Annotated in this window: 20 protein-coding genes; 4 read left to right on the top strand and 16 right to left on the bottom strand. The window is 41.0% G+C overall.

Annotated features, from left to right (window positions below; translation table 11 throughout):
• Nucleotides 1–66: 66 nt before the first annotated feature.
• The 5 genes from folE to SOR_RS01110 form a co-directional block, all read right to left on the bottom strand.
• The gene (gene folE, locus SOR_RS01130; protein WP_000380932.1) at nt 67–621 is read right to left on the bottom strand and encodes a GTP cyclohydrolase I FolE; all 555 of its coding nucleotides are present in this window, start codon (nt 619–621) and stop codon (nt 67–69) included.
• Complete coding sequence (locus SOR_RS01125; protein WP_001002852.1) at nt 602–1,924, bottom strand: bifunctional folylpolyglutamate synthase/dihydrofolate synthase; 1,323 nt, start codon at nt 1,922–1,924, stop codon at nt 602–604. The genes folE and SOR_RS01125 overlap by 20 nt, the downstream gene beginning before the upstream one ends.
• A 1-nt stretch (nt 1,925) precedes the next feature.
• Nucleotides 1,926–2,912, bottom strand: a complete 987-nt coding sequence (gene folP / locus SOR_RS01120; RefSeq protein ID WP_000230048.1) for a dihydropteroate synthase — start codon at nt 2,910–2,912, stop codon at nt 1,926–1,928.
• Between the two features lie 76 nt (nt 2,913–2,988).
• A complete protein-coding gene (locus SOR_RS01115) occupies nt 2,989–3,696 on the bottom strand; it encodes a CPBP family intramembrane glutamic endopeptidase (RefSeq protein ID WP_000653645.1) in 708 nt (235 codons plus the stop codon).
• Between the two features lie 53 nt (nt 3,697–3,749).
• The gene (locus tag SOR_RS01110; protein ID WP_000359247.1) at nt 3,750–5,168 is read right to left on the bottom strand and encodes an NCS2 family permease; all 1,419 of its coding nucleotides are present in this window, start codon (nt 5,166–5,168) and stop codon (nt 3,750–3,752) included.
• A gap of 188 nt (nt 5,169–5,356) precedes the next feature.
• Between SOR_RS01110 and SOR_RS01105 the strand changes: the two genes are divergently transcribed.
• The 4 genes from SOR_RS01105 (at nt 5,357) to SOR_RS01090 (ending at nt 9,212) form a co-directional block, all read left to right on the top strand.
• The gene (locus SOR_RS01105; RefSeq protein ID WP_000162372.1) at nt 5,357–6,169 is read left to right on the top strand and encodes a Cof-type HAD-IIB family hydrolase; all 813 of its coding nucleotides are present in this window, start codon (nt 5,357–5,359) and stop codon (nt 6,167–6,169) included.
• A 282-nt stretch (nt 6,170–6,451) separates the two neighbouring features.
• A complete protein-coding gene (locus tag SOR_RS01100; RefSeq protein WP_000021982.1) occupies nt 6,452–7,441 on the top strand; it encodes a PTS sugar transporter subunit IIB in 990 nt (329 codons plus the stop codon).
• Nucleotides 7,442–7,485: 44 nt separating this feature from the next.
• Entirely contained in the window at nt 7,486–8,286 is an 801-nt protein-coding gene (locus SOR_RS01095) for a PTS mannose/fructose/sorbose transporter subunit IIC (RefSeq protein ID WP_000022710.1), read from the top strand.
• A 14-nt stretch (nt 8,287–8,300) separates the two neighbouring features.
• The gene (locus SOR_RS01090; protein WP_000818312.1) at nt 8,301–9,212 is read left to right on the top strand and encodes a PTS system mannose/fructose/sorbose family transporter subunit IID; all 912 of its coding nucleotides are present in this window, start codon (nt 8,301–8,303) and stop codon (nt 9,210–9,212) included.
• 62 nt (nt 9,213–9,274) lie between these two features.
• Here SOR_RS01090 and SOR_RS01085 read toward each other — a convergent pair whose 3' ends face one another.
• From SOR_RS01085 to SOR_RS01030, 11 genes are all read right to left on the bottom strand, one after another.
• The gene (locus SOR_RS01085; protein WP_000876397.1) at nt 9,275–11,503 is read right to left on the bottom strand and encodes an HAD-IC family P-type ATPase; all 2,229 of its coding nucleotides are present in this window, start codon (nt 11,501–11,503) and stop codon (nt 9,275–9,277) included.
• A gap of 155 nt (nt 11,504–11,658) precedes the next feature.
• Nucleotides 11,659–12,993, bottom strand: coding sequence for an aminopeptidase C (gene pepC / locus SOR_RS01080; protein WP_000991690.1), 1,335 nt, complete (start codon nt 12,991–12,993; stop codon nt 11,659–11,661).
• A gap of 111 nt (nt 12,994–13,104) precedes the next feature.
• Nucleotides 13,105–13,827, bottom strand: a complete 723-nt coding sequence (locus SOR_RS01070) for a pseudouridine synthase (protein ID WP_001234891.1) — start codon at nt 13,825–13,827, stop codon at nt 13,105–13,107.
• Nucleotides 13,828–14,004: 177 nt separating this feature from the next.
• Nucleotides 14,005–14,235 (bottom strand): GlsB/YeaQ/YmgE family stress response membrane protein, encoded by a 231-nt coding sequence (locus SOR_RS01065; protein ID WP_000901565.1) that lies wholly within the window; start codon nt 14,233–14,235, stop codon nt 14,005–14,007.
• Between the two features lie 9 nt (nt 14,236–14,244).
• A complete protein-coding gene (locus SOR_RS01060; RefSeq protein WP_000243940.1) occupies nt 14,245–15,486 on the bottom strand; it encodes an aminopeptidase in 1,242 nt (413 codons plus the stop codon).
• Between the two features lie 21 nt (nt 15,487–15,507).
• Nucleotides 15,508–15,660 carry a hypothetical protein gene (locus tag SOR_RS10230; protein WP_000776613.1) on the bottom strand — a complete coding sequence of 51 codons (153 nt, stop codon included), beginning with the start codon at nt 15,658–15,660 and terminating at the stop codon, nt 15,508–15,510.
• A gap of 73 nt (nt 15,661–15,733) precedes the next feature.
• Nucleotides 15,734–17,584, bottom strand: a complete 1,851-nt coding sequence (locus SOR_RS01050; RefSeq protein WP_000230425.1) for a GmrSD restriction endonuclease domain-containing protein — start codon at nt 17,582–17,584, stop codon at nt 15,734–15,736.
• Complete coding sequence (locus SOR_RS01045; RefSeq protein WP_000027039.1) at nt 17,578–18,888, bottom strand: DUF262 domain-containing protein; 1,311 nt, start codon at nt 18,886–18,888, stop codon at nt 17,578–17,580. The genes SOR_RS01050 and SOR_RS01045 overlap by 7 nt, the downstream gene beginning before the upstream one ends.
• A gap of 7 nt (nt 18,889–18,895) precedes the next feature.
• Nucleotides 18,896–19,846 (bottom strand): helix-turn-helix transcriptional regulator, encoded by a 951-nt coding sequence (locus SOR_RS01040; RefSeq protein WP_000999608.1) that lies wholly within the window; start codon nt 19,844–19,846, stop codon nt 18,896–18,898.
• Between the two features lie 15 nt (nt 19,847–19,861).
• The gene (locus tag SOR_RS01035) at nt 19,862–20,365 is read right to left on the bottom strand and encodes a DnaA ATPase domain-containing protein (RefSeq protein ID WP_013670155.1); all 504 of its coding nucleotides are present in this window, start codon (nt 20,363–20,365) and stop codon (nt 19,862–19,864) included.
• A 74-nt stretch (nt 20,366–20,439) separates the two neighbouring features.
• The gene (locus SOR_RS01030; protein ID WP_000095444.1) at nt 20,440–24,831 is read right to left on the bottom strand and encodes a PolC-type DNA polymerase III; all 4,392 of its coding nucleotides are present in this window, start codon (nt 24,829–24,831) and stop codon (nt 20,440–20,442) included.
• Between the last annotated feature and the right edge of the window lie 85 nt (nt 24,832–24,916).

Here is a 24,916-nt window from a genome sequence, read left to right as displayed (position 1 = left end):
CTCAAAACACTGTTTTGAGGTTGCAGATGGAAGCTGACGTGGTTTGAATTTGATTTTCGAAGGGTATTATAGTCCCATTAGACGATAAGCCTGATCTCGGAGGTCCTTATCTGTTTTAAATAGACCGCGAGCTACTGTCGTCAAGGTTGCAGTACCTGGTTTTCTGACACCACGCATGCTCATACACATATGTTCCGCCTCAATGACAACAAAGGCTCCTTTAGCCCCCAGATAGTCCATCAAGGCATCGGCCACTTCGATATTCAACCGTTCTTGAATCTGTGGTTTTTTAGAATAAACTTCAACCGTACGGGCTAGCTTAGACAGGCCTGCCACACGACCATCTGGAATGTAGGCAATGTGGGCTCTCCCGTAAAAGGGCAAGAAGTGGTGTTCACACATAGTGTGGAAAAAAATATCCTTTTCTACCACCATATTATCATCAATAATCTCAAAGGATTTTGATAAATGTTCCTCAGCAGTTTGGCCAAGACCTGAAAAAATCTCTTGGTACATACGGGCTACACGAGCAGGTGTTTCCTGCAAGCCCTCTCGGTTAGCATCCTCGCCAACAGCCTCAATAATCATTTTTACAGCCGTTTCAATCTTTTGTGTATCCATTCTCGTTCTTCCTCTCCATCAGATAGGCTCTCACTTGGCTCAAGAAATACAAGGAACCCGTGACAATCCTAACTGTTTGTTTCTCTTCATTTTTATCTGTCAATTTCTGCTCTAGAAAATCCTGCCAACTTTGGTAATTGAGATTTCTAGACTTGGCTGTCTCTTTCAGCACGCTTTCATCCGTCGCCCGACTATCGTCAAAATGGGTTAAAGTCAATTGACTATCTGGCACCGTTTCTAGCAAATCCAGCATATCCTCCAAAGCCTTGGTTTTAATACACGTAAAGAGGATTTCCTTATGATAATCCGCAAAGCGTTCTTGCAAGGTTGCTAATAAAGCCTTGATAGCATGAGGATTGTGGGCTCCATCCAAAAGCAACAAGGGGTCACTAGACACGACCTCCAAACGCCCTGGCCATCTAGTTTCTTTCAACGCTTGAGCAACCAAGTCATTACTTGCCAACTCCCGCCCATCTTCTTGACAAAAAGTATCAAGTAAAGCTATGGCCATCCCCGCATTCTCTATCTGGTGTAAACCAAGCAGACCTGTTTGAAAACGATCTTGTCTGACAGAACTGGTATAATCAAAGATTTCACCAACTACCACGCTTTCTTGATGACGAACCTGATAATCACTTCCATAGACGAGTCTAGGTGCATTTTTATCTTCTGCAATATTGTCAATCACAGTCAAAGCTTCTGGAACAATATGACCTGTTACCAAGGGAATACCTTGTTTGATAATACCTGCCTTCTGCTCTGCTATGGCTTCCAAGGTGTCACCAAGTAGGGCTACATGATCTAGTCCAATGGTCGTAATTCCTGTTAAAATTGGCTGACAGACATTGGTACTATCCAAAAGACCACCCATACCGACTTCCATGATAGCTACATCTACTTGTTCTGAGGCAAAGTAATCATAAGCTAGAGCTGTGATAATCTCAAACTCGGTTGTTCCCTGCAAATTGTCAGCAGATTCCCCCTCAAGCAAAGACTGATAGTCTGCCATGAGGGCTTCTAGCCTCGCTTCGGGGATGGATTCCCCATTGATGCTAATCTGATCCGTATAATGAATGAGATAGGGCGAGCTAAACACCCCAACTCTTAGACCTAGCTTTTCCAGCATCTTTTTCAAAAAAGCAATGGTAGACCCCTTGCCATTGGTCCCGCCAATATGGATAACCTTGAGTTTGAGATGGGGATTGCCTCGCAGAGCTAGGAGTTCTACCATTCGTTCCAAACCAAAATGCGGTTGGTCCGTCCGGTAGTGGGCAATCCACTGATTGTTTTGAATTTCGTTCATCTTATTTATATTGTTTTAAATCTAGATTTTCTGCATCATCTGCCAAACGAATGGCTGACGCAATTTCAACCGCCATCCTGTGACTGGCTACATCGTGCACGCGCACCACTTCCACACCCTGTCTCGCAGCGATACTGGTTACATGAGCCGAAGCTGTGTCCCGATTGCGGAAACCAAGTTCGGTCTCAGGATTAACTTCAAAGCCATTTTCCTCCAAGATATTAATGACAAACCGCTTGCGCGAAACTCCAAGAAAGATTGGATAGCCTTGCTGATGGAGTTTATCCAAGTCCCGTAAAAGAAGGAGATTTTCTTTCTTGGTCAGACCAAAGCCAATTCCTGGATCCAGCAAAATGTTTTCTCTTGCTATCCCAGCTTGGTTCGCTCTCGCTAGAGCACGTTCAAAGAAAGCCTCCATCAAGTCTTCGATTGGCATTTTTTCAAAGTCAGCTAACTCTTCCTCTGTAAAAGCTTGCCCAAAACCAAAATGAGGAAATATGAGCGAACTAGGGTGCTGAGGTCGAGCCATGACTGGATTAAACATGATAACCACTTTCGCTCCAGCCTTAGCAACCACATCCGCCATTTTCTCATCTCCCATGAGACCAGTGATATCATTGACCAAATTGGCACCAGCTTTCAAAGCAGTCTCTGCCACCTGACTTTTCCAAGTATCGATGGAAATGAGAACATCACTTTCCTCACGGATAGCTTTAATCACTGGAACAACACGCTGGATTTCCTCTTCTATCCCAACATAGCTACTGCCCGGCCGAGTTGCCGGCCGAGTTGATTCTCCACCGATATCTAGCATGCTCGCTCCTTCTGCTATCAATTTACGAGCCTGCTGGAGTGCCTGCTCAAGAGCAAAAAACTGACCACCATCTGAAAAGGAATCTGGCGTCACATTGATAATTCCACAAATGGCTGTTTTTTCGCGGTTGACTTTATTGGACATAACGGTTACTCCCTTAAGGTTCTCTACCATATTATCTCTCTATTTTACCATAAAAAGAAAAAAGATGGACACTTTAGTATTCATCTTTTCCAAGTAGGCCAATGGTTTAGAATGATAGACCTAGATTTCTACTAATCAATACCAATAAGGCCAACAAACAAAATGCAATACCATTGAGAATCATATGAAGCAAAATGGACATCTCCAAACGCTCAGTCTTATAGGCTGTCCAAGTCAAAACCGTTGACATCCCTCCATAAATAATCACAGAAGGCAGATTGGTTGGCATATGGAGCAAGGCAAAGACAATTGCACCAACAACGAAGCCAAGTTTTTCTTTTCCACGGAAGATCTTTTTTGGAATAATTCCACGACACAAAATTTCTTCACAAACCGGTGCAATCAAGACTAGTATGAAAAAAGTGGTAATCAAGGAACTATTCTGAACTATACCATTCAGTATTGATTGGTTATTGGTTGTTACCTCATTTGTTAGTCGAAGCAGGACTGAACCCAAGAGATTTGTCGCAAAAATCACCAGATAACTCAATACCAAGCGAGCCAAGTCTTTTGCCTTAAAAAAGGATAGATTAAAAGTAGCAAGTTGTGTTTTTCGTGCACCAATAATGAATACAATCAAAACGACTATGGATAGAGCACCTACTAAGAGCCCTGACTGTAAAATCGGAAACTGTTTGTTTGCTAAAAACAAAGCAAGTCCTATGGGAAATTGAGATAGAACAAAAGCTACCAAAAGGATGAGCACCCATTTCCCTCTGTTTAAAACCTCTTGCCAAATCGTCTTATCTTTCATGATGTACCTCCTTATAAGAAAAAGGGGAGACTCCCCTTTTTCTATTATACCATTTATAGCGCCATACTGATATAGTTAAGGATAAACAAGGCATCCAAAATCCAAATCATCACGTGCACATCCTTGGCTTGACCTTTGACAACTTTTGTCAAGGTGTATGTCAAGAAACCAACAGCAATCCCTTGTGTGATAGAGTAGCTGAATCCCATAAAGATAGATGTGAAGAAGGCAGGAACCGCTTCAGCCATATCATCCCAAGGAATATTTTTCAAGTTAGAAAGCATCATGATTCCGACGATGATCAAAATTGGTGCTGTTGCAGCTGTCGGAACAATCGCTAGAAGTGGGCTAAAGAAGCTAGATAGAGCAAAACAGATTGCAACCACTAGGGCAGTCAAACCAGTACGTCCACCAGCACCGATACCCGCCGCAGACTCAACATAGGTTGTAACGTTTGAAGTACCTGCAATAGCACCTACTGAAGTTGCCACCAAGTCAGAGTAAAGAGCCTTGTCCAATTTAGCGGACTCATGGTTTTCCCCACTTGTCGCAACGATACCAACTTTTTCACCAGTACCAATAAGAGTACCGATTGTATCAAAAATATCCGTTAGTGAGAAGGCAAGAATAGCCATCAAGGTTTCTGGTAAACGCGAAGTGTTTGAAATCAAAGATCCTAAACCTTCTGAACCCAGAGCAGCACCAAACAAAGTTTTTAGATCATTAACCGCTGATGAAAGATTGTTGCTAGCGAAGTCAATCCCTGACAAATTCACAACACCAACAGCAATGGCAAGGACAGTCGTTGTTAAAATAGAAAGAATGATTCCACCTTTTATGCCTTTAACAACAAAGAAGATGGTAATAGCCAGACCTGCAAGAGCCACCAATACTGCTGGAGTATTGAAGTCTACCAAGCCTGGGACAGCTGCTGAGTTTGCAGTAAGTGCAGCTTGAGCCTTGTCTGCTCCTTCACCTGCTACCGTATAAGTACCTGGATCGATTGAGAATTTCAAGAGACCAGCATTCTTAATCCCAACATAGGCAAGGAAAACACCAATACCAGCCGAAATAGCTGAACGAAGTGTTGTAGGAATAGATTCGATGATCATTTTACGAACATTTGTCAAGGTAATAATCAGTGAAATAATTCCACAAATGAAGACCATACCAAGAGCTTCTTTCCAAGTATAGCCCATCCCAAATACAACTGTAAATGTGAAGAAGGCATTTAGTCCCATACCTGGTGCTTGCGCGTATGGCAAATTAGCATAGAAAGCCATCATCAGAGTACCTACTACAGAACCGATAATCGTTGCCAAGAACACACCTTGAACAGGCATACCCGTTTGGGAAAGCATTTGAGGGTTTACAAAGAGAATATAACTCATTGCAAAGAATGTTGTTAAACCAGCAAGCACCTCTGTACGGACATCTGTCCCGTGCTCTTTTAGTTTAAATAGTTTGTCCATTTTTAATCTCCTTTTGTTTTTTTACGAACAATATGAGTATTATATCATTTATCATTCACCTTTTCAATATGTTTGTTTGATTTGTTTAATAAATCAAAGCAACTGTAGTTTTTGTTCTTGTCTGCTTTTCTTCCTTCTTTTTGATATAATAGAAGACATCTTATCTGGAAACGACTAGGAAGGTTTATATGACTAAAAAAATTATCGCAGTCGACTTGGACGGAACCCTGCTGAATAGTGAAAGCAAGCTCTCCGATTTCACCAAAGAGACGATCAAAAAAATTTCAGAAAAAGGACACCATGTCATCATCACGACAGGCCGTCCGTATCGTATGGCAAAAGATTTCTACCGTGAGCTAGAATTGCATACTCCCATGATTAACTTTAATGGTTCCCTTACCCATCTACCAGGACAGGCTTGGGAGCATGAAAAGTGCTTGACCTTGGACAAAAAATACCTCCTAGACATGGTCAAGCGCACGGAGGACATCCAGGCTGATTTTATTGCAGGAGAATATCGAAAAAAATTCTATATCACGACTCCGAATGAGGAAATTGCAGACCCTAAACTATTTGGCGTAGAGAACTTCCGGCCGGAAAATCAATTCAAACCCGAACGAGTAACCAAAGATCCCAACTGTATCCTCTTGCAAACAAGGGCTGAAAACAAATACGCTTTAGCGGACGAGATGAATCGTTTTTATCAACACCAACTATCCATCAATACCTGGGGCGGGCCCCTCAACATCCTCGAGTGTACTCCCAAGGGTGTAAACAAGGCATTTGCTCTAGAGTACTTGCTCAATGTGATGAATCGTGATAAAAAAGACTTAATCGCCTTTGGTGATGAGCATAATGACACTGAAATGTTGGCATTTGCAGGCAAGGGATATGCTATGAAAAACGCCAATCCTGCTCTTCTTCCATATGCAGACGAACAACTTCCTCTGACCAACGAAGAAGATGGAGTTGCCCACGCTTTACAAAATTTGTTCCTATAAAAGGAAAGATTGCGACCCTGCAATCTTTCCTTTTTGTTTTCATTCCGTTTTCACAAAAACACCTCGTTTTCTGTATTTTTATATTAAATTTTCTATCGCCATTTTCATTTATCTCTCAAAAACATTGATATATTAATATTTTTAAAAAGTCATTCTATGAAAACTTTTACATCTTTTTAGAAAAAGTAGTTGATTTTTATATGAAAACGGTTTATACTTAAGGTTAGGCTTAAAGTTTTCTTAAACATACAGTCAAACATTTTATAAGGAGGAATGACAATAATGAGTATCGGAATCATTATTGCGAGCCACGGCGAATTTGCTGCAGGTATTCATCAGTCAGGATCTATGATCTTTGGTGAACAAGAAAAGGTTCAAGTTGTAACCTTTATGCCAAATGAAGGTCCAGATGACCTTTACGCTAAATTCAACAACGCTGTGGCTGCATTTGACGCAGAAGATGAGGTTCTAGTATTGGCTGACCTTTGGAGTGGATCTCCATTCAACCAAGCTAGCCGCGTGATGGGAGAAAATCCAGAACGTAAGTTTGCCATCATCACAGGACTGAACTTGCCGATGTTGATCCAAGCCTACACAGAGCGCCTTATGGACGCGAATGCAGGTGTGGATAAAGTCGCTGCGAATATCATTAAAGAAGCCAAAGATGGCATCAAGGCTCTTCCAGAAGAGCTTAACCCAGTTGAGGAAGTTGCAACTGCTGCAGCTGCTCCAGTTGCCCAAGCTGCTATTCCAGAAGGAACAGTTATCGGTGACGGTAAACTGAAAATCAACCTTGCTCGTCTAGACACTCGTCTCCTTCACGGTCAGGTTGCCACTGCTTGGACTCCTGATTCAAAAGCAGACCGTATCATCGTTGCTTCAGACAACGTTGCAAACGACGAATTGCGTAAAGAATTGATCAAACAAGCAGCTCCAAACGGAGTAAAAGCCAACGTTGTCCCAATCCAGAAATTGATCGACGTTGCAAAAGACCCACGTTTCGGCGAAACTCATGCCCTTATCTTGTTTGAAACTCCACAAGATGCACTTCGTGCTATCGAAGGTGGCGTGCCAATCAAGACCCTTAACGTTGGTTCTATGGCTCACTCAACAGGTAAAACAATGATTAACAACGTTTTGTCTATGGACAAAGAAGACGTTGCAACCTTTGAAAAATTGCGTGACCTCGGTGTTGAATTTGACGTACGTAAAGTACCAAACGACACGAAAAAAGATTTGTTTGACTTGATTAAGAAAGCAAACATGCAGTAAAATTAAACTTTTTGCTTTTAATAATTTACGAAAGGATTTAGAACATGTCTATTATTTCTATTGTTTTAGTAGTCTTTGTTGCCTTCTTAGCCGGTCTAGAAGGTATCTTGGACCAATTCCAATTCCACCAACCAATCGTCGCATGTACCCTTATCGGACTTGCAACTGGTAACCTCGAAGCAGGTGTTATGCTGGGTGGTTCACTTCAGTTAATCGCTCTTGGGTGGGCTAATATCGGTGCTGCTGTTGCACCTGATGTAGCTCTTGCATCCGTGGCATCAGCAATTATTTTAGTGCAGAGTGGTGGTGCAAAAGATGATATCTCAGTAGCTACAGCAACAGCTATCCCTCTTGCCGTAGCTGGTCTCTTTTTGACCATGATTGTCCGAACAGCTTCAGTTGCCCTAGTTCATGGTGCTGATTCTGCTGCTAAAAAAGGGGATATTCGTGGTGTTGAACGAGCACATTATACTGCTCTTCTCCTCCAAGGATTACGTATTGCAATCCCTGCTATTCTTTTACTTATGATACCTGCAGATTCTGTAAAAGCCACCCTTCAATCGATGCCAGATTGGCTAAAAGAAGGGATGGAAGTCGGTGGTGCTATGGTTGTTGCTGTTGGTTACGCTATGGTTATCAACATGATGGCAACTCGTGAAGTATGGCCATTCTTCGCTATCGGTTTTGCTCTTGCTGCTGTTAGCGGTTTATCTCTCATCGCTTTTGGTACAATCGGTGTTGCACTTGCACTTATTTACATTAACCTTTCTAAGAGAGGTGGAGATATCGGTGGAGGAAATGCCACTTCTAACGACCCAATCGGTGATATCCTAGAAGACTACTAGAAAGGGGAACAATCATGGCTGAAAAAATTCAATTATCAAAATCAGATCGTCAAAAAGTTTGGTGGCGTTCACAATTCCTACAAGGTTCTTGGAACTACGAGCGTATGCAAAACTTGGGTTGGGCTTACTCATTGATCCCAGCTATCAAAAAATTATACACTAAAAAAGAAGACCAAGCGGCTGCTCTTGAGCGTCACCTTGAGTTCTTCAACACTCACCCATACGTAGCTGCTCCAATCATGGGGGTTACTCTTGCGCTTGAAGAAGAGCGCGCTAACGGTACTGAAATCGATGACGCGGCTATCCAAGGGGTTAAAATTGGTATGATGGGACCTCTTGCTGGTATTGGTGACCCAGTATTCTGGTTTACAGTTCGTCCTATCCTTGGAGCCCTTGGTGCTTCACTTGCTGCATCTGGTAACATTATCGGTCCCCTTCTCTTCTTCTTTGGATGGAATGCTATCCGTATGGCCTTCCTATGGTATACACAAGAGTTCGGCTACAGAGCTGGATCTGAAATCACTAAAGACATGTCTGGTGGTATCCTCCAAGATATTACCAAAGGTGCTTCTATCTTAGGTATGTTTATTATTGGTGTTCTTGTAAAACAATGGGTCAATATTGGTTTCAAAATCGCCTTACCATCTACAACTCTTACAGATCCAAAGGCTTACGTTGAAATTCCTGATGGTTCTGTAACTGGAGAGAAATTAGTTGAAATACTGAACAGAGCTCCTGGTATAAACCTTGGACCAGTAAAACACAATACTCTACAAGGTCAACTTGATTCTTTAATTCCAGGATTGCTAGGATTACTCTTAACATTCCTCTGTATGTGGTTGCTTAAGAAAAAGGTTTCACCAATCATTATCATCGTTGCTTTGTTTATTGTTGGTATTGTCGCTCACTACTTCAAGATCATGTAATCCAAGCTATCGAGAATATAAATAAAAAAGAATCAGGTAATAAACCTGATTCTTTTTGTGTATCAACTTTTTCTTCTAGTCAGATAATGCAAGCCCCCAATCACCACTGCTAGGATGGCTACATAGACAACTTGGCTGGTTTCTAAAGGCACAAACGCTCCTTGCAAGATAAAGGTATTGGCAAGCACTCCTACAAGGGCTGCAAGGCTCAAAAACGTGAGCAAGAGCAACTTGTATCGATTAAAAGGCAGGCTGACCTTAGCAACTAGACACAGACCATTGATCAGGGCAAGTAGGAAGCAAATGAATTTGACCTGACCTGGGACAGTGATAAAGAAGTTCGTCAAGAGTACACTAGCGACTAGAATGCCACCACCAATCGCAGCATTGGTCAAAATATCTCGCATAAAATGTGTGCTGACCTTTTCTTTATTCGACTCAAAAGTTAGGAAGAAGGATGGAATCCCAATCGTAATAGCTGAAATGATTGTAAACTGAATAGGGATAAAGGCGAATTCCAAACCAAATACCACACTCAAAATGGCAAAAACGATGGAGAAGAAGGTCTTTGTTAGAAAGAGAGAGGCTACCTTTTGGATGTTATTGATGACCCGGCGACCTTCCATCAAGATATCATAAAATACCGCAAAATCATCGGTCAAAAAAACAATATTGGATACACTTTTGGCTGCGCTCGTAGCCCCCTTCATAGCAAAGCTGATATCTGCTTTCTTGAGAGCCAGAACATCATTGACCCCGTCACCACTCATTGCAACTGTTTTACCAGCATTTTGCAAAATAGATACCATCTTTTGCTTCTGTTCAGGTGTCACACGTCCAAAGATTTCGTGTTCCAAGACCACTCTTTCAAAATCTTGTTCACTCACCTTGGTCATATCAATCGCACGGGCTTCTTCCTTAAAACCTGCCTTACGAGCCACCCCATATACAGCCACATGATTATCACCACTGATAATCTTCACTTCAACACCTTGAGATTCGAAATAGTCAAAGGTTTCCTTGGTATTGTCCTTAATCTCATCTGACAAAACGACGTGGCCTAGTAGTTCCATATTAGCTGGACTCGTAATCTGGTCCTTGCTATGAGCGAGTGTTAAGATTCGAAAACCTTGCTGCTTCAGATGCTCATAGTAGGCATCCATCGGCTGGGTAAAGCCTAGAAATTCATAAGCACCGAAGAAATAGGTCCCACCATCTTTTACTTGAACAAAGGAATACTTGTTTTTACTTGAAAAGGCACCAACTTCTTGAACTTCCCATTTTTTCTCACAGGTTAAGTAAGTTTTCAGAGCCCGCGACGTCGCATTTTCATCTTCGAAATAAGCCAAATAAGAAGATAGTTTCTCTGCTACATTAGCATCCATTTCTTGGACCTTCATATTCCCCGTCGTGATAGTTCCCGTCTTATCAAAACAAAGAACATCTACTCGCGCCAAGGTCTCCACACAGTATAGCTCCTGCACCAGAACCTTCTTTTTAGCCAGCTTCATGGCCGCTACTGCTAGAGAAACGCTGACTAAGAGAATCAAACCCTCTGGAATCATGCCGACCAAGGCGCCTGAACTTCCCAAGACAATCTCAACATAAGACCGTCCTAGACTAAAACCTCTTACATAGAGCAGAATGGCAACTGGCACCAGCAAGATGGAAACGATTTTTAAAATCTTATCCATGTAATCGCGTAGTTGAGAAGGGTATTTTTTAAATTCCTTGCTGGATTTTGCGAGTTTGTTAATATAGCTATCTGGACCCACAGCCGTTGCCGTAACCAGACAAGTACCGCTGACGACATTACTTCCGCTCATCAGCTTGTCACCAACTGTTTTAAAGACCGAATCACTCTCACCAGTCAGCAAGGACTCATCCACTTCAATATTCCCTTCAAGGACTTCCGCATCAACAGGTACCTGGTCTCCCAGATTGAGATGCAGGTACTCCTCTAAAACAATATCCTCCGGATCAATCTCGATCGTTTGACCATCTCGATTGACCCTGTACTTACTCTTACCAAGCAAACTCAGCTTTTCCAAAGCATTTTTTGAACGCACTTCTTGGAAAATACCGATGGCTGTATTGATGGCAATCACACCTAAAAAGAGCATGTTCTCAAATCGCAAGGTTGTGGCTACCAGAACTGCCAGAGCCAAGTTCATAGCATTAAAGAAGGTAAAGATATTTGAAACGACGATTTCCTTGGTTGTTTTATAGGGTTTAATGTCACTGATGTTTCGTTGACGATCCTTGATTTCTTGGCTGCTTAAATACTTCATTTCTACTCCGATATCCTTTTGTACTACTATAATAACACATATCTTTTTCTCTGTCACTTAAATACTCAAAATAAGAAGAACTCTCTTGACAAGCATCATCTGTCACCACTTTTAAAAAAGAGGCTAGGATTTCCCTAACCTCTTTTCTCTATACTTTATTCTGCCAAGGCACCCATTGGATCCCAAGGTGCGAGTACGATTGGTTCTGCTTCATAAGCAGCTTGTTCTTCTGCTGTCAGCAATTCTTTGCGAACAACGATTTGGTAGGTGTATTCGTCCATCCAAGCGTCTGAGGCAACAAAGTACCCATCTGTACCGACCTTGTCTCCCCAAGAGTTCTCAACCTTCCACTTGATCGACTTACCATTTTCGTCCAAGTCCACGCCTGTCAAGACCATGGCGTGGGTCATCAAGCTTTCGCTGTAGTCCAAGCGTCCAGCCTTGTCTTGAGTCAGTTGAATATCCATGCTTGATTCAAAGTCATAAACATCTGTCGCAAGGATTCCTGCTTTGCGGTTGCTGAGCTGGCCAACATCTGAACCAAACCAAACAGTTTCTCCTGTTTGTATTTGGGCAATCGCCAATTCTTTCAAGCGCTCCATAGGAACGTTGATATAACGAACTGCACGGCTACCAACCACATTTCCCAACATCTCAACTGTGTAAGATTTGCCATAAGGCTTGTCAGCAGTGGGAGCATTGATAACAGAAACATAATCTTCTAGTGGAAGATTGACATATTTCTTGTAAAACTCTTGTGGAGTAATACCCTTTTCACTTTGATAGTTATCATCCTTGTCACGATAAGCAAAGTCAAACTGACGTGGTGGAAGACCCAAAGACATGGCAAGGAAGTTAAAGATTTCCTGCAAGAGGTCTTCTTTCTTAGCTTGAACAGTCGCTTGGTCTGCACCAGAAGCGAGCAAGTCACGCAAGATTTGAGCATCTTGGCGAAGCAATTTGTTAAGGATGGCATTGAGCTCACGGCTGCTGCTAGATGAGATAGACTCAGGGTAAACAGACTTGGGCACGACACCGTATTTCTCAAAGAGGGACACTACCATATCCCACTGACCACCGTCTTGTTGAGGTGTTTGGAGTAGAAAGCTAACCTTGCGGCTCGTCAATTCTTGGTCTGCAGTCGCAATGACTTGCTCCAAGAACCAGTTGGATTTCTCGTACTTGTCCCAGAAGAATGTGTGGGCTTGTGACAACTCAAAGTTTTCCAGTTTGTATTGAGAGATGAGTTTGTGGCGGAAGGTGTTGAGAGCTGCAAACATCCAGCAACGACCAGAGGCTTTCTGGTTAGTAACCTTGTCCTTGGTCAAATCCAATGAGAAAACAGGTGTATTGTTTACATGGCTTTGGCGACGTTCTAGGGCTGCAAAAATTCCGTTATGGCTGACAGCATTTTCAATCGCTTGGTATTTGACATTTGCTTCATAGTTGGCAAATAGTCTATCTGTAAATGATTCTTGAATCGCGTTCATAGATTCCTCCTTTTATTCTACTGTCTATTATAACTCTTTTCACAAAGGAAGCAACTGAAAAACGAAAAAAGCAAGGACATTCTCCCTCACCTTTTTCTAATATAAAGCAAATTAAGCAATACTTGCAAAGAGCACTTCTAACTCCTCCTTGGTCAAGCGACGCCATTCTCCTTGTTCTAAGTTCTCATCCAAGACTAGAGTTCCCATCGTCAAACGTTGTAAGTCCACCACTTCCTTGCCACAGAAGGCCACCATTCGTTTGACTTGATGAAACTTCCCTTCAGCAATAGTCACACGAACCAGACTTTGATTTTTTTCTGGATCTACTGATACAAACTCCAGTTTAGCTGGCTGGCAGGTAAAGTCCTTGAGCGGAATCCCCTTAGCAAATGTCTCCACGTCTTCTTGGCTCATGATTCCCTCGACTTGAGCCAAATAGGTCTTATCCACATGACGTTTTGGTGAAAGAAGAGCATGGGCCAGCTGACCATCATTAGTCAAAAGCAAAAGACCATGGGTATCAATATCTAAACGACCGACAGGAAAAACTTCCTTGGCACGAGCATAATCATCTAACAAGTCTAGAACCGTTCTATGCTTAGGATCTTCAGTTGCTGAAATGACTCCTTGGGGCTTGTTCATCATATAGTAGACAAACTCTTCATACTCCAGCACTTGGCCATCAAAGCGAATCTCATCTCTTTCTTCATCAATTTGCAGTTTAGCTGATTTCTCTTTTTTACCATTTACCGTCACGCGCCCAGCCTTGAGCAAGTTTTTGACCTCTGTTCGACTCCCTACAGCACAGGCAACTAAAAATTTATCTAATCTCATAAAACTATTATATCATACTCAAAAGGAGGCTGGTACAATGACCAACCTCCTTTTCTTTTCATACTCTTCAAAAATCTCTTCAAACCGCGTCAACGTCGCCTTGCCGTACTCAAGTACAGCCTGCGGCTAGTTTCCTAGTTTGCTCTTTGATTTTCATTGAGCATCAGATTTAAGAAATTAACTTCCTCGTCTCCAGAAAATAGCTAAGACAATCATAGCTCCTAAAATAGCTGGGATAATGGCCGTTCCTGCTATAATTGGACCCCAAGTTCCAAAGAGCAGGTGGCCCAGAAAGGCACCAATCCAGCCAAGAAACATTTTCCCAAAGCATCCCATGCTCTCTCCACGATTGGTCAAAGCACCTGCCAAGAATCCCACTAGGAGACCAACAAACATACTTCCAAGCATAACTTCTCCTTAAATTGCCCAGTCTCCATTACGGAAGAGAGGTACACGTGTTCCATCCTCACGGATACCATCGATATCCATTTGACTAGAACCAATCATAAAGTCAACGTGAACATCTGAACGGTTAAGTCCTGCAGCTTCAAGCTCTTCTTCGCTCATCTCTGCACCACCAACAACGCTAGTCGCATAGGCAGCACCGATAGCCAAGTGGTTTGACGCATTTTCATCGAAAAGGGTATTAAAGAAGGTAATGCCTGACTGAGAAATTGGACTTGGATCTGGTACCAGGGCACATTCACCTAAGGCACGCGCGCCCGCATTTTCAAAGACAAGATCTTTCATGACCTGATCACCCTTCTCAGCAGTGATGTCTACGATTTGTCCGTCTTTAAAAGTCACCTTAATACCTTCGATGATATTTCCGTTATAGCTAAGTGGTTTTGTAGAAGTGACATAGCCATCTGCACGACGGAAGTCAGGAGCCGTAAAGACTTCTTCTGTCGGCATATTTGGCAAGAAACCTTCCCCTTGAGCATTGATAGCACCAGCTGATTCCCAAACGTGGTTCTTCGGCAAACCAAGGGTCAAATCTGTCCCTGGCGCTGTGTAGTGAAGGGCTGAGAATTGTTCTTTATTGAGCATTTCTGCCTTGCTCTTGAGGATAGCTGCATGTTCTTCCCAAGCCTTAACTGGATCTTCTTCGTAGACACGGCAAGTTTTGAAGATTTGGTCCCAAAGGAGGTCCACTGCTTCTTCATCGCTCGCAGCATTTGGAAAGACTTTCTTAGCCCATTCAAGTCCAGCAGCGGCCGCCACTGTCCAGCTAACCTTGTTGGATTGAGTTGCGATACGCATTGGCTTCATCGCAAGTCCCATAGCTTTTGCAGAAGCTGAAAGCTTATCCGCATCCACTCCGTTCAAGGCACCTGGATCAGATGAACGGACACCGAGACGGCTAGCCTTGTTCTCCAAGAGATAGTTCATCTCAGCAATCTTGTATTCTGGCACATTGTCCAGACGCTCCATCGGCGCATGGAGGAATTTCTCACGGTTGATGACATCATCTGTCCACTGAACAATAACCTCATGTGCACCCAAGGCATAAGCTTCTTTCACGATCAAATGCGCCAACTCACGTTGCTCCACATCGATAGAGAGAGCCAAAGTGTGACCAGGTTGCACGTTAATTCCATTCGCAACCAACAATTTTGCATATTTTTCTAGATTTTCTTTAAAATTTGGTAAAACCATTTTGTTTTTCCTTTTCTATTGTTATTTTTCCTTCAAAGCAGAAAATAATCCTGCTAAAGCAATGGCACCAGACAAGAGCGCTGTCGATAGAATAATTGTTTCATCTGCCAGCTCTAGCTGATAGTCAAAAATCTTTTCAGCAGGTTTATCTTCCGCAAAAATTCTTAGTTTCATGAAATATCCTCCGTTACTAGTATATCACATATGATATAAATTTAAAAACAAGCCTAATAAAGCTTGTTTTTAATTAACTAAAACAAAAGTCGTGTACATATCTTTCCACTTCTTTTTCCATAGATTGAATCTCACAAATACCCCATTTATCATTCTTTACCGTTACATCTGCCATCATCTGTAATTTTAAACTCTGGCGATTGAAAATTCCTTCCCACTGTTTATACTTTGCACTTGGAACTAAATTTCCAAACTTCGAATTTTGACTATCTGTAATGATACAAAGATTCCCAAAAGAGTGCAAAAATTTATCATCAATTTTTTCAACTCTTTCATCACTATTTGGATGTTGTGGAAACCAATGTTCTATGGAGCGACGATAAGCAAATTTGAAATCTTCAAACTTAACATCGTATGCTTTCTTTAATTCTTCACGATTTTTCCATAAAACATAATCCACAAAGTTAAAAGCATAAACAGGAATTGCACCATATTTCTTAATTCTTCTATCCTCAGTAAAAAATCTTTCTTCTGCATACGTCACTGCCATTTTTTCTAGAAATTCTTTAAAATGAGCACCAAATTCTTGATCATTTAGTTCTTCAATATGTCTGAAGAGAAATTGTAAAATCTCATATAACCAACGACTATCACGATTAGCAGTGAAGGTTACAGCGAACATGGATTGAAGGAGGATAATGTTTTTGTTTAAATTGTCAAAAGTATTTTTTTGATAATTAATTCGGACATATTTCCATCCTCCATTTTCATTTCGTTGATATGTCTCATACTGACCTCGTTTAATTTGCCATTCGGTTTCATTTTCTAATTGGACATTTTTTACGATAAACGTATCAAATATATGCTTCATAGTCAGAAGTAAATTCCCAAATTGTTGGACCCATTCTCTATCTCGTCGTTCAATTTCAAAAATTTTCAATAATTTTTTATCATCAAATGTAGTTTCGTCATTTCCTTCCATGATGAAAAATACTTGAAGTAAAAATGTTGGAAAATCAATTACAGTCGTATAATTTGAAATATCTGCTCCATTATTTACTAAGCTACTACTTTCATATTTTGTCTGAGTAATTGCATCTAGTAAACTTCGTTGCTCAATTTTTTTTACTCTTATTTTCTCAAATACACTTTCCAATTTGAAGTTAGTAAATTCTTTACCAAAAATTTTCTCCCCCTCTTCATCAGTATTGTTTGGTCTACTTCGGATTTGAAAAGTTTTTATTACCGGCTTATCAAACTCTGCACAGGCATCCCAAATCCTTGCAAATTTTTGTGCCATTTCTTGATCTGCACCAAACTTGGTCATCATTTGCGCCTTAAGAATCTCATGAGCCTCTAGTTGTTCTCCACGAGAGTTGAAACGTTCGAAATAAAGATTTAAGTCTAAATCTTCAGGAAGTATACTCCGAAAAATAATAACTTTATCAAAAAGATAATCAACGAAAGATTGAGGATTAAGGTGGCGCTCCTCTAGCACTTTTTTCAATGCGTCTTTAGCATGTCCGTAACCTCTAGTTAATTCATTTTCATCGTCCTCAGAGATTTTTTGCTTAGTAAATAGTTTTTGAATGTTCTCATTTGATTTCTTCCTAGCTGGGAAGGTAAGATTGATAGCTTTCAATCTATCAAAACCAAACTCATGCTTCAAAGCTAAGGCAATCAAATTAAAAGCGGTTGTTCGTTGTTGTCCATCTATGATTTTGAAATTGTCATTCTCTTTATTAACGACTAATGTTCCAATATAATAATTGTCTCTATTTTCTTGAAAAGCATCTGCTACATCGTTCAATAACTGCTCAATTTCATCATAAGTCCAGGCAAAATTTCTCTGATAAAGAGGAATGGCATAGGTATCTTCATTTAACAAATGATTAACTGATAAGCTTATATGTGTTTCTACCATTTATCTTTTTCCACTTCTATAATCTTGTCCACAGTATAATTTTCAAATAACTCTCTATCTATCTTTATCATGAAATCATTCGGAGTGACGGCATGAGATAAAAGTTGAAATAGCTTTTGAACCTCTTTTTGTCTAAACCTTCCACCAGCAGCATAGTTCCCAACCGTCGCATCATATATGGCTTTAGATTTAACTCGAGGGTAGTAAGACCAAATAAACAAGATCTCTACTATCTCCTTTGATAGCTCCTCTTTTCCAAATCTATCTGCGAAAAGCGAGCAAATATTTAGGAATATATTGTGACACTTGAGATAGCGACCCTTTGAGCTATTGTAAATGTTTAACATACCTTCTGGGTAAGCTACATTTTTTTCTTCCCCTTCAGGTTCATCAGAAAATCCTAACTCTTCATTTAAAAAATCTTTATGATTTTTAATAGTTTCATGAGCAGATTCAATATACTCAAAAAATTTACTTCCATCAATTATTGGCATAGTAATTGAAAGAGGGAGTTTCTCAATATGACGATACAATTCTAGGTATGGAAAGTTCTGATTCAAATCAACGCCTTTAAAGTCGTCAATAAAATCCTCTGTAAATCGTAGATAAGAGCCATAACGCTTGTTTGTTAATCCTGTTTCTCCCCTAGACCACCGTCTCATACGAAAAAGATGTTTATCAAATAACTCTTTGAGACTTAAATCTTTATCCTCTACAAATTGCTCCCACTTTTCAACAATCTTTTCATCTTCTGAATCTTGCTTGCGAAGATGATAGGCTTTGAGCAAATCATGAGGTTCTAAAGATTTTCCACGATTGTTCTGAGAATCAAATAACTGAAAGGCCTCTGATAATCGTGCCTGTGGCATAGTAATCACGGAGACAGAACAATTTTCCAATAAAAAGTTGCAAATATCTTTTGCCTGATTTTCGCCGACCAATTGAGTCAAATTTTTCCACTCATTATAATTTTCACTCGCATGATAGCAAGACATCTCTCCAAATTCAGCACTCAGCAGTTGATTCGCACCCTTATAATTCCCTAAATCATCTAATAAATGAAGAAACAAGGAAATTGAAATTAGACGTTGCTGTCCATCGACAATATCTAAATATCTATCATTTTCATGCAAGATAACAGAACCAATCTGATATTCCTTTTTTCCCATAGCATCTCGTAAATCATAAAAAAGGTTACGGATATGTTTTCTGTTCCATTTATAAGGTCTTTGATAAGAAGGAATCCGCAATTTCCCTTCTTTCAGTAGTTCTCCAACCTTTTTAGAAGTAAATTGAATACTCATTTTATCCTCATTTATATTTATCTATCATTTCTTGAACTGTTTGCTTCATATCCTCTACTAAAATCCGAGGAGACAAAACAGTAACTGCTTCCCCTTGTCCCAACAACCAGCGTTTAAGACCCGGTGTATACTGACTTTTAAACTTAAAATGAGTCCAGGAACCATTTTTCCCAACTATTTTTGCATTTGGAAATTGATCCATCACAATAGTAGGATCATACAAATACCCAATCTCAATACTGATTTTCTTCCCGATAAAAGCATCAACTCTCTCGTTACGAATATCACCATCTCTAAATTTATCTCGATAAGAAATAGAGGGTTTCTCTATACCACTAAGAGACCATGATTGGATACGGTCTACTCTTAAAGTAATATAAGTAGCGTGTTTTAACTGATAAACAACCAGATAAAAATAATGACTATCATAGTAAAGAGATACAGGCAAAACCGTCTGCTTCTTAGAAGACTCCGAATAAGGTTTTTGATAGATAATGTCTAAGACCTGTTCATGTAGAATAGACTCCGATAAATTCCAAATTTTCTCTATTCTATCTTGCTGATCCGTTAAGGGAGCATAATTAAGCTTTTCACTACCAATGATTTGCTCAATTTCTTTCTGGTCATCACGAGGAATTAAAATCAGTAAATTTTTTAGTAAGCTATCAATTTCTGGCCGATTCAATGCTCGATTTTCCAATAAAATCTTTGAAATAACAAGTATATCCTTTTTATTAAAAACTGACTTACTTGATAGGCTATACTTATTCGTTTTACGACTATAAAGCAGGTCTCCATTAAAATCGGGATGACTGGATAAAATATCACGAAGGAGCGAAAAATCTCTCTGTATCGTCTTTTCACTAACCTCAAATTCCTGGGCTAATTGCTTTTTTCCTAACGGAGTCCCAAACTGTAAGCGTAAAAAGATTGTTAGTAATCTCTCTTGATCATTCATCTAATGTCCTTTTTGTTAATCTTCAAGCGATGTTAGACAAGCTGTCATTCCCCACTTAAAACGCACAATCAAATGAAAATTTAGATTTTCCAATTGATCTGGTTCAGAGTCACCAGAGAAAACCATTTGTTTATTCATATCATGTTGAGAATTAAAAAGATTAAAAAATTTTTCTTGAATCATATCATCCTTTTCTCCCAATATCTGAATATCATCTACTATTAGGAGATCAAACTTCTCACTTCTAACTTTTTGTATTTCTAGCTCATTTTCTAATAAATCTTTAGCAGAAATATATTTTACTCGCTTTTCTGGATTGTTCTCAAGAACCTTATTTCCAATTGCTTGCAGGAGATGTGTTTTTCCTGAACCTGATTGCCCATAAATATAAAGGGGATTGTATTTTAATCCTAAGTTCTTTACTACTTCTAAAGCTTCTTTTTTTGCTAAAGCATTACCGTCTTTTTCTATAAAATTTTCAAATTGATATTTGTTATCTAATCCTGTATTGTTCATCATTTAAACCTCTTTCTTTGTTATGCTATAAGTATAACAAAACAGATGGACAATTTTTGTCCGTCTGTTAATTTTTTTTAAAATAAATCATCAAACAAGCTCAACTGGTTATCCTCAGGCATATTACTAAGAATCCCCATTTCATCCATCTTTTCAACCAAGGTAGATGACAGTCCACCGCGTTTGCGCAGTTCTGTTTTAGAGAGGAATTCGCCCTCTTGGCGCGCTCGTACCAGTTGCTTAGCAACGTTCTCTCCCAGACCATCCATTGCTACAAATGGTGGGATGAGGGTATCTCCGTCGATGAGAAATTCAGTCGCATCACTACGATAGAGGTCTAACTTGCCAAACTTAAAGCCACGTTCCCACATTTCATTGACAATCTCAAGAGTTGTATAGAGGTCAATCTCCACATTAGAGGCTTCATTATTCTTCCGTTTTTCAGCGATTTCTTCCATTCTACGCTTAATGGCATCCAAGCCCGCACCCATGGTCTTGATATCAAAAGCCTTAGCGCGGATTGAAAAGTAAGCACAGTAATAATAAATGGGATGGTGAACCTTGAAGTAGGCCACACGCAAGGCCATCATAACGTAGGCTGCCGCGTGGGCTTTAGGGAACATATACTTGATTTTTCCACAGGATTCGATATACCACTCTGGCACCTTATTGGCCTTCATGGCTTCGATATAGCCATTTCGTTCTTCTTCGGAAATCTTCAACCACAAGCCCTTACGTACGCGCTCCATGATGGTAAAGGCCATCTTTGGTTCGAGACCCGCGTGCATGAGGTAAACCATGATGTCATCCCGACATCCGATAACGGTTGATAGGTCAGCAATTCCTTGCTTAATCAAATCCTGGGCATTTCCCAACCACACATCGGTACCGTGGGATAGACCTGAGAGCTGAAGCAACTCTGCAAAAGTCGTCGGATGCGTCTCGTCTACCATCCCACGTACAAAGTTGGTTCCAAATTCTGGAATCCCCAGCATACCCGTCGGTGTTCCGATTTGTTCAGGAGTCACACCTAGCACATCAGTCCCAGAAAAGAGGGCCATGACACCTTCATCATCCATAGGAATTTCATTAGGGTCAATCCTAGACAAGTCCTGTAATTTCCGAATCATGGTCGGATCATCATGCCCCAGCACATCGAGTTTGAGGACGTTCTCATCGATATCGTGGAAGTTAAAGTGGGTGGTTTGCCATTCAGCCGTCACGTCATCCGCTGGATACTGGACAGGAGTAAAGTCGTAGACATCCATGTAGTTAGGAATAACAACGATTCCCCCTGGGTGTTGTCCCGTTGTCCGCTTGACACCAGCTGCACCTTGAGCAAGGCGTTCCACCTCTGCATCACGATAAAACTTCCCGTAGTCTCTCTCGTAGCCCTTTACAAATCCATAGGCAGTCTTGGCAGCTACCGTACCAACCGTTCCTGCACGGAAGGCATATTCTTCACCAAAGATATCACGCACATCCAAGTGGGCGCTAGGCTGGTCTTCTCCCGAGAAGTTCAAGTCAATATCGGGAACCTTATCTCCATCAAAACCAAGGAAGGTCTCGAACGGAATATCCTGCCCATTTTTGCTGAGTTTGTGACCACAGTTTGGACAATCCTTATTGGGCATATCAAACCCTGAACCGTAAGAACCATCGGTGATAAACTCGCTGTACTGACACTGACCACAGACATAGTGAGGAGAGAGAGGATTAACCTCCGTAATCCCAATCATGGTCGCAACGAAACTGGACCCAACAGACCCACGCGAACCCACCAAATAGCCCCGTTCATTGGAACGTTGCACCAGCATCTGCGAAGCCAGGTAAATAACGGCAAATCCATTCCCCAGAATAGAAGTCAATTCTTTTTCAATCCGCAAATCAACGATATCTGGCAGCGGATTTCCATAAATCTCAAAGGCCTTCTTGTAGGTCAACTCAGCGACCGTTTCTTCAGCCTTGTCAATGAAAGGAGTGTACAAGTCACCCTTAACGACCTCAACAGGCTCAAAAATTTCTGCCAAGGCATTGGGATTTTCAATAACCAATTTGCGTGCTAGATCTTCGCCCAAGAAGGCAAATTCATCCAACATTTCATTGGTTGTTCGAAAATGAGCCTTAGGTAGCGGAGCCGGTTGGGCATGTTCACCATGACCGATGGTTCGGTTAATCATAGCCCCCTGGCCCAAACTACGGACAATAATTTCACGGTAAATCTCTTCTTCCGGTTCAATATAGTGAACATTTCCCGTAGCCAAAACAGGCTTCCCAAGACGGTCCCCAACCTCTATCAAACTCTTGATAATAGTCTGGAGTTCCTCCATATCCTTGACCTGCTCTTTAGCAATCAAGGGAGCATAGATAGCCGGTGGCATGACCTCGATAAAGTCATAATACTTGGCCACCTCAACCGCCGCATCCACACCTTGGGAAACGACTGCGTCAAAAACTTCACCCTCCGAGCAAGCAGACCCTAAAATCAATCCTTCTCGATGGGCATCTAGAACCGTTCTCGGAATCCGTGGCACCCCTTCAAAATACTTGGTGTTAGACAAAGAAACCAGCTTAAAAATATTTTTTAAACCTACCTGATTCTTGACATAAATGGTCGCATGTTTAATCCGAGCTTTTTTATAAGAATCTGGACTGATTAGATCAATATTGAGTCTAGCCAGATCGGTCACACCATGTTTTTCTGCTACCTCTTTGATAAAGATGAAAAGCAGACGACCAGTAGCTTCCGCATCGTAGTTGGCCATGTGGTGGTGTTCAAGTGCTACACCAAAACGCTTAGTCAAAGGCCCCAAACCATGACGTTTATACTCAGGATAGAGGTTTCTAGCAAACTCCAGCGTATCGATAACTGGCTGGCTAATCTTAGGCAGACCATGACGCTCATAGTTGGCATTCATAAAGCCAACGTCAAAGGTAGCATTGTGGGCGACTAAGACTGTATCCTTGCAAAATTCTTGGAATTCTTGCAAAACCTGTTCCAGTGGTTTGGCATTTTTAACATGATCATATGTAATACCAGTCAACTCCGTAGTAAAGGCTGACAAGGGGTGACCTGGGTTGATAAATTCATCAAATTCGGCAATAACATTCCCCTTATACATCTTAGAAGCCGCAACCTGAATCAGGTCATTATAGATGGCTGAAAGCCCCGTCGTTTCCACGTCAAAAACCACATAGGTAGCTTCTGACAAGTCCATCTCCACTTCGTTGTAAACGATAGGGACACGGTCCTCCACAATATTGGCTTCCATTCCATAGATCAGCTGGATTCCAGCTTTCTTGGCCGCCTTATAGCCGTGTGGGAAAGATTGAACATTTCCATGGTCCGTGATGGCAACCGCCTTGTGTCCCCACTTAGCAGCTATCGCAACGATCTCCTCTACTTCTGGTAGAGCATCCATAGTCGACATATTAGTATGAGCATGAAACTCAACCCGACGCTCACCTTCTGGCATCAAATCCTTCCGCTCATAGTGAACAACTTCCTGCACATCCTGCACGTTCATGGTCAAATCACGGGTGAAGTTATTCATCTCCACATTCCCACGAACTCGGAGCCAAGAATTCTTCTTAATGATGTCAAACTTCTGAGCTTCTTCTTCATTCTTAACCCATTTTTGCATTGAAAAACTTGAAGTGTAATCCGTCATTTTAAAATTGATCAAAACGCGACCTGTTCTGGTCACCTTATGCTCCACATCAAAAACGACCCCTTCAAAGACCAGGCGATTTTCCTCAGTCGTCACGTCGATCATCTGGGTAACTTCAGCCTTATCTAGTTTAGGCTTGGCCACAGCCTTTTTAGCCTGAAAATCAAAGGCTGGCTTCTCTTCTACTGGAGGAGAAGCCATTTGTTCCAGTTGCTCCATAGCTCGTAAAGCTTCTTCGTTGGCAGCCTGGACGATTTGTTCATTCTCCACATGAAAGGCTTCTTCCTGTTCTTGTGTAAGTGCATCGTTCTTTTCTATCTGGCAAACAAAGACCGGGAAACCAAATTTTTCAAGTTGCTTTGCCAAATTAGGAAGATGATTCTTCTTAAAGTGCTCCTTATCAATCGCCTCTGAACCTTCAATAATGAGTTGATTTCCCTCCGCACGAACGTTTAAATTCTGGTAAAGAGATTTAAACCCCTGACTTGCACATGGACCTTCAGAAAAAGCCTCTCTATAGTAGGCCTGCAAGAGTTCATTAGAGAATTCTTGAGAAAGAGCCTTGATTTCGAAAACAGCTCGGTTTCCTGTCTTAGAAAATTCTTCACCAAGCCCTTTCTTTAACTCTAAAAATATTTCAATCGGTAAAATATTAGAAAATACAAAATGAAATTCCCAAATCTTACTAATTTTATGAACCACAACACGCTCAATTCTAGCATCAACAAGAGCAGGATCCCGTCTCAATTGTTCAGAGATTCCCAGTTGATTCATTAAAATTTCAAACTTACTTGACATTCATTTTCCTCACATTATTCTCTTACTATTTTACCATAATTAAAGAAAATATATGACTAGTACCATTCCTTAAACACTGCTAGTT

Source organism: Streptococcus oralis Uo5 (assembly GCF_000253155.1).
Taxonomy (GTDB): Bacteria; Bacillota; Bacilli; order Lactobacillales; family Streptococcaceae; genus Streptococcus; species Streptococcus oralis_L.
The sequence above is the reverse complement of the archived record's forward strand: the minus strand, read 5'-3'. Positions and strand labels throughout refer to the sequence as shown.